The sequence below is a fragment of the Catenulispora rubra genome (assembly GCF_015356825.1).
Lineage (GTDB): Bacteria > Actinomycetota > Actinomycetes > Streptomycetales > Catenulisporaceae > Catenulispora > Catenulispora rubra.
Genome location: NZ_JAACYW010000139.1, coordinates 21,809 through 28,561, shown reverse-complemented (window position 1 = coordinate 28,561; position 6,753 = coordinate 21,809). Strand labels below are relative to the sequence as shown.

At 70.6% G+C, this 6,753-nt stretch carries 7 protein-coding genes and 1 pseudogene; all 8 read right to left on the bottom strand.

Annotation, left to right across the window (positions count from 1 at the left end; translation table 11 throughout):
- Positions 1-633: pseudogene (locus GWK61_RS31250) on the bottom strand (hypothetical protein); the annotation flags it as partial.
- Positions 624-1,790 (bottom strand): non-hydrolyzing UDP-N-acetylglucosamine 2-epimerase, encoded by a 1,167-nt coding sequence (wecB, locus tag GWK61_RS31245; protein WP_194915100.1) that lies wholly within the window; start codon positions 1,788-1,790, stop codon positions 624-626. The pseudogene GWK61_RS31250 and the gene wecB, both read right to left, overlap by 10 nt.
- Positions 1,787-2,722, bottom strand: a complete 936-nt coding sequence (locus GWK61_RS31240) for an ATP-grasp domain-containing protein (RefSeq protein ID WP_194915098.1) — start codon at positions 2,720-2,722, stop codon at positions 1,787-1,789. The genes wecB and GWK61_RS31240 overlap by 4 nt, the downstream gene beginning before the upstream one ends.
- 1 nt (position 2,723) lies before the next feature.
- Positions 2,724-3,137, bottom strand: a complete 414-nt coding sequence (locus tag GWK61_RS31235) for a hypothetical protein (protein ID WP_194915096.1) — start codon at positions 3,135-3,137, stop codon at positions 2,724-2,726.
- A complete protein-coding gene (locus tag GWK61_RS31230; protein WP_194915114.1) occupies positions 3,127-3,660 on the bottom strand; it encodes an exosortase/archaeosortase family protein in 534 nt (177 codons plus the stop codon). Before GWK61_RS31230 ends, GWK61_RS31235 begins: the two co-directional genes overlap by 11 nt.
- A 17-nt stretch (positions 3,661-3,677) precedes the next feature.
- Positions 3,678-5,096, bottom strand: coding sequence for a glycosyltransferase family 2 protein (locus GWK61_RS31225; RefSeq protein ID WP_194915094.1), 1,419 nt, complete (start codon positions 5,094-5,096; stop codon positions 3,678-3,680).
- A gap of 85 nt (positions 5,097-5,181) precedes the next feature.
- Positions 5,182-5,862, bottom strand: a complete 681-nt coding sequence (locus GWK61_RS31220) for a PIG-L deacetylase family protein (protein WP_194915092.1) — start codon at positions 5,860-5,862, stop codon at positions 5,182-5,184.
- Complete coding sequence (locus tag GWK61_RS31215; RefSeq protein ID WP_194915090.1) at positions 5,859-6,737, bottom strand: choice-of-anchor P family protein; 879 nt, start codon at positions 6,735-6,737, stop codon at positions 5,859-5,861. Before GWK61_RS31215 ends, GWK61_RS31220 begins: the two co-directional genes overlap by 4 nt.
- Between the last annotated feature and the right edge of the window lie 16 nt (positions 6,738-6,753).

Below are 6,753 nucleotides of genomic sequence, written 5' to 3'. Positions count from 1 at the left end.
GTTAAGGAGAGAACTGATCACATCCGCGCACGCTGCGGTCGATGTGCCGCGCCCTGGTGCGCTTGGCGCCTGATCAGACGCGTCGAAGACTGCAACGGGCGCCGATGCCACGCTGTCGTGCCCGGCTACCAGCCCGATCCGCACGGCTGCACCTGATGCCGATGCCGCGCTGTCGTGTCCGGCTACGACTCCGACCCCTGCGGCCGTGCCCGATGCCGCCGACGTCGCCGACGTCGCCGCCTCGGTTCCCGCCGCTGCACCCGACCCCGACGGCGCGCTGGCGTGCTTGGCGGTTAGCCCCGGACCCGACTCCGACGGCACAGTGTCGTGCCCGGATCTCGCCCCGACCCCCACGGTTGCCAGCGCACGGTCGATGATGCCGCCGCGCGCGGATCCGAGTGCCGCGTCGGCTTGGAGGGCGGCGAGGAATGCGGGCTCGTCGATTCCGTGGCGGGCGGCCTCCGCTGCCACTGCGCGCCAGGCGCCGTCGAGCCAGGTGGCCTGGGGGTAGAGGGTGTCGTCGAGGTCGCAGAGGACTGCCTCGACGTCTGTGGTGCGGGTGGTGGTGGGGGTGGTCAGATAACTGGCCCCTCCGGTGAGATTTCGACGCACGCCGCCGCCGCTCATGTCCACGAGACCTCCACCGCGCTCCCCGGCACCGCACGTCCGACGAAGTCCGGCTCCCGTAGTCGCAGCAGCCCCGCAGCGTCGGCCTCGGCGAGCGCGTCGACCACGCGTGCGGAGGCGAAGCCGTCCCCGTACGGGCACTCCAAAGCGTCGACGCGCTTCAGCTCCGCCGGGTGGCCGAAGCGGGCGACGGCGGCCAGGGCCGTGTCGCCGTCCAGGCCGACGAGTTCTGATGCGCCGGCGGCCACGCCTTCCCAGCGCGGCGTCGAGCGGCGCAGCACGACAGCCGGGATCCCGAACCACGACGCCTCCTCCTGGAGGCCGCCGGAGTCGGTCACCACCACGCGGGATGCGGCGAGTGCCGTCAGCATCTCCTGGTACGGCAGCGGTGCGATCACTCGGATGCCCGCGTCCGTCAGCGCGTCGAGCAGTCCTGCCGTGGCGAGGCGGTCGTGGGTGCGGGGGTGCGTGGGGAACAGCACCGGGCCGAAGGCGGGGTCCGAGGCGGCGAGTCCCGCGATGCGTACCAGCAGCTCCACCAGCGTCTGCAGTCGCGCGGGGGAGTCGACCGTCGATGCGCGGTGGGCCGTCACCAGCACGCCGGCGCGCGATTCGACCGGCACGCGCGCCACGCCCGACTCCCGCACCACGTCCACCACCGTGTTGCCGACCACGCGGATCCGCGCGGCATCGACGCCCTCGGCGGTCAGGAAGCGCGCGGCCAGGGCGGTGGGTGCCAGGTGCAGCGACGCCGTCGTGGCCGCGATGCGCCGGTTGACTTCCTCCATCGACGTCTCGTTGAACGAGCGCAGCCCCGCCTCCAGGTGCACCACCGGGATGCAGGCACGACGTGCCGCCAGGCAGAACACCGGCACCGTCATCGTGTCGCCCATCAGCAGCACGGCGTCGGCGGCGAACGCCGTCACCTCCTCGACCGCACGCTCCAGCAGCGCGCCGAGGGCCGCCGCGGGGTTCGGCGGCAGGGTCCAGCGGGAATCAGGCTCCATATTCAGTGAGCGCAGGAACTCCTCGCCGAGCGCCGGATCGTAGTGCTGGCCGGTGAAGACCAGCCGGGTCGGCCACTCGCGCCGGCGCAGCTCGCGGACCACCGGCGCCAGCTTCACGATCTCCGGCCGGGTGCCGAACGGGATGGTGAGTCTCAACCTTCGAACACCTCACAGAACAGTCGCGACATCCGCACGCCGGGCCGATACCCCAGACGCGAGCTCCGGATCGGCAGTCCCCTGATTCCCCGCACGTATTCGCCCACCAGGTCCGCGCCGGCGGCCAAGGACAGGGGCAGTCCGCCGGAGAAGCGCGGGTTGCACTCGACGAACACCACCTCGTCCGCGTCCGTCACGAACCCCTGGACGCACGCCACCCCGCACAACCCGACGGCCTCCAGCACCGCCGCAGCTCCTATAAGAACCCTGTCATCAGCGAATGTCTCGCCCTTCGTCGAGATCCCACCGCGCGTCTCCAACCGCCAGCGTGGCACGCCGCCAGCGAACCGCCCGTCGCGGTCAACCAGGGCGTCGACCGTGAACTCCAGCCCCGACAACCGCGTCTGCACAATGGGATCGACGACGCGCCGCAACGCCCACGCCACCTCGTCGGCCGAGTCGCACGGATACACGTCACGCGAACCCCGCCCGAACCGCGGCTTCACGATCCAGGGCCCTGACACGTCCGACGCGGCGAAGCCGGTGGCGGGCGTCGCGATCCCGGCTTCATCCAGGACCGTCGCGAAGACGGCCTTGTCAGAGCACTGCTCAACGGCCTTCTGCGAAGGAACCCACACCGCGATCCCGTTGCCCGCAAGGTCTTCAGCGCGTGTCCCTAACGCGACGAGCTCTTCGGCGACCGTCGAGACCACGGCATCAGCACCTTGGGATACAGCGAGATCGCACAACGTCTCGATGAATTTGGGATCCCCTGCCATCGGCACGACCCCGGACACGTCGCCCAACGAGAGCCCGGCAGCAGAGGCGTCGCAATCCACTGCGACAGTACGTACGCCAGCGCGCAGCAGCGCGTTGACGACGGAGACCCCCGCGGGCCCGCCGACCCCTGTGACCAGCACCGTTTCCGTCATGTCACTCCTCCCACCAGCCGGTCGAAACCAACGCCTGCGTACCTTCGCCGCTCACCACCGACACGGCGGGCACCTCCAGCCGCCCCCACAACAACTCCTGCTTGGCCCACACCCGCAGCCGCACCAAGGCGACCGTGCACGCCGGCTCCCACCGATGCCGCATCACCGTCTGCGCCAACGCCTGTCGGACCCAGATGTCCTCCTCCGCCTCGGCGATCTCCAGCAGCAGCCGGGCGTTGCGTCCCACGCCGTTCTCACCGGCTGTCTGTACTGCTGCGACGCGTGCGGCGGGGTCGGGGGCGACGAGGGCACCGCGCAGTTGTCGGCGTACTCCGAACCTGCTCAGAGTGCTGCGAAGGGCCGCGACGGTGACCAGGGAGCTGCCGATCGCTAAAGCCACCGGTTCAGGACTCATGGCGCACCCCATCAGCGGGGGCGAGACAGAGGTCGTCCAAGGCCACCCCATCCCGGGGCAGCAGGAACCACATCATCAACACAAACCCTCCGAGCGTGTAAGCGAAAGCGAAAAGAGATCCGACCCAGTCGTGGAACAGCACCAGTGCCGAAGGACCGGTCAGCAGCCCGACGCCGATCGATGCAGCGATCCGTGCGATGTTTCCGACGAACACCACCGCCATCGCCGCGCCGACCGCGAGTGCCAGCCGTCCCCGGGCTCCCGTAGGCCGCAGTACTGCGAGTCCGCCAAGCGCCAGAAGCGAGGCCAGCGACGAGCACGCGGGCGTCAGGATCGCCGCGAACGGTCCGTGTGACCGCGCGTCAACGATGATCGAAGCCTGATAGCCCCGGGAGACGCTGCCGACGCCGAGCGCGTGGAAGACGTCCACGGTCGCCGCGGCTTCTAGGCCCCGTATCCATTGCTGCAACAACACGAAACCGGCGACCGTGACGGCCAGCAGCACCCCGATGCGCACGAACACCCGCCACGGCTCCGGCCTCACGACGCCACCTGCCGCGCCGAAGGCCCTGGCGACCCAAACGGTCCGGACGAGCTGGAGCCCGAGCCGGAGCCAGATCCCGAGCCGGAGCCAGATCCCGAGCCCGAGCCCGAGCCGGAACCAGATCCCGAACCCGGACCCACTCCCGACCGATCCGTCCGGACCCACGTATAGGAGGACCCTGACAATCCGTCGAACCAAGCCTTGCCGCACAACACCGCCGACACCAGGAACATCGGCAAGAACCACACCAACGCCAGCACATCCGAACGCCGCGTCCGTGCCAACAACATCCCGCCGCCGATCTCCAGCAACGGCCCCAGAAACAGCAACGTCCACAACACGAACCCGCCCGGCACCGAAGCCGCCGGCACCAGCCCCGCCGCCGACAGCACCAGCAACCCCAACGCCAGCAACGAAGCCACCGGAACGTGGTAGATCAGCAGGAACATCACCGTCTCGACACGTTCGAGCACTGACAAATGCGAAGCCCGCCACACATGCCGCAGATAGTCCCGGCACACCTGCTGATGCCCCCGAGCCCACCGATACCGTTGCTTCCAGAACCGCTGCACCGTCGTGACGCCCTCCTCGTCGTCCACGGCGCCCGGCTCGTACCGCACGTGCAGTCCCGACAGCAGCAACCGCAGCGTCACATCCGTGTCCTCGGTGACGCTGTGCACGTTCCACCCGCCCAGATCCCGCAGCGCCGCGAGCCTAATCGCGCAGTTCGCCCCGCCGTAGGCCGGCAACCCGAACACCGCCTGCCGCCCGAACTCGTTGACCAGGTAGCCGGCCAGGTAGTCCACGGTGATCAGCCGGGTCAGCGGCGCGTCGGCGGCGTTGCGGATCCGGCACCGGCCTTGCACCGCGCCCACGCTCGGATCCTCGAAGTGCCGCACCAGCAACGCCAAGCTGTCGCGGTGCGGCCGGTGGTCGGCGTCGAAGACCACGACGATCTCCCCGCTCAGCCGTGGCAGCGCGTAGTTCAGGGCGGCGGACTTGCCGGGAGGACCGGAACCCGCAGGCCGATGCAGTGCCAGCAGCCGCGGTTCGGCAGCGGCCCGGCGGTCGAGGATCTCGCCGGTCCCGTCGTCGGAGCCGTCGTCGACGATGACGATCTGCAGCAGCTCAGCGGGGTAGTCCAAGGCCAGGAGCTCCGAGACGAGCCGATCGACGACCAGCCGCTCGTTCTTGCACGACACCAGCACCGACACCGCCGGTCGGTAGCCCGTCAGATCCCCGAAGACCAGCGAATCGGCGCGCGCAGCCGCGAGCGAATCAGGGTCCGCATGCCGCAGCGCGGACACCGCGAAAGCCGTGTGTCGGACGAAGAAGCACAGGAAGACGGCATCGAGCAGATACACGACGCCTGCCGTCAGAACCGCGGTGCCCAGCACTGACCACAGCACGAGCACCGCACCGACTATGAACGCGTGTCTCGGCCATCCGGAGGGAAGCCGGACGGCCGACACGCGGCGATGGCTGGCACGGCTCATGCGTTCACCGGCCCGCGGACGGCGCGTATTCGACACCTGAGATGCGTTGGTCGGCGCCAGGATCTGAAAGGCCCGCGCCGCTCAGATCCCAAGCGAACCGCTCGGTCTCGAACGCCTCGGCGTGCCGCAACCGCGCCTGAAACCCACGGAAGCGTGCCTGCGCCGCGACCGCGTCCAGGTCCACCATCTGGTTCTTCAGCACCTGCGAAACGTGTGCCCGCAACGCTTTCAGCTTCCCTTGCAGGTGCTCGGCGGCGTCCACGAACACCGTCGGCGCGAACCCGAGCGACGACGGCGTCTCGTACATCAGGATCCTGCTGACCAGCCGTCCGGCCGCGAGCGTGGCCACCGCCGCCGAGCGGTGGTCCTGGTGGCTGTCGCGCGGCGAGTGCGTGTAGACGACGTCCGCGCCGGTGGCTCGAATCGCGTCCTCGACCACCGTCACCCCGGCGCGCCCCTCCGGCACCGCGCCGTCCTCGAACCCGCCCCAGTACAGGTCGGCTCCGAGGATGGACGCGGCGATCTCCTGCTCCGACATCCGCGACGACTGGCCCTGCGGCCCGTGCTCACCACCGGTGAGCACGAGCAGCCCGACGCTGTCGCCCCGGGCGCGGTGCGCCAGCAGCGCGGCGCCGCACCCGAGTTCGACGTCGTCCGGGTGCGCCCCGACGGCCAGCACCTTCACGCGCCGGCCCCGTCGCCGACCGCGCCGATCTCGCTGCCATCTCCGCCGCCGGACGCGCCGGAAGCGCCCCGGTTCGAGCGCCGCTTGCGGAACTGGTAGCCGGTGAACAGCACGCCGAGCACCCCGGTCAGCACCACGCCGCCGACCGCGCCGACCGGCATGCTGGTCCCGCCGGTGATCGAACAGCGCGACTGCGCGAGGTAGATGTCGCCGCCGCCCAGGGCGCCAAGGCCCGGCAGCAGGCGGACGTGCACGCCGTTGACCGTGACGCCGGGAGAGCCGGCGCTGCCGGTCTGGGTCTGCTCGTTGAGGATGACGTCCGCGATGCCCGGGACGGTGATGTGCGTGTTCAGCGCGGGGTTCGCGGCCACGGTCTGTCCGGCGATCACCACGTGGGCCAGATCAGTGCTCGCCGACGCACCAGAGCCGGTCGCAGTGCACTGCGACTTGATCACGTTCTCCTGGCCGTGCAGCGCCGAATCGTCGCCACCGAGCACGGCGTCCACGCGCAGCCCCTGCATCTCGGCGGTGCTGTGCACGCTGCCGCCCGGCGGCGTGCCGACTGTGCTGACGTCCAGGACGCCGAGCGACGCCAGGTCCCCGACGCCGAGGTCGACGGCGTGCCCGGTGATCGTCGTCGCGCTGCCGCCCGGCGACGGCAGCGTCACCGCGGGCCGCGCCGGGACGTGCACGTGGACCCCGGCCAGGCTGACGTCCGCGGCCACGCCGAACGCGCCGCCGGCCACCGCCGCCGGCGCGGCTTGGGCGGCCGTGGTGCCGCCCAGGCACAAGGCCAGGCCCGCCGCGCACACGACCGTGCCCGCCGCGGCGATCCCCCAGCCCCGGGGGGTCAGACCTCGTTGATGTGCCCTCATAGTGCGGTGTGCTCCT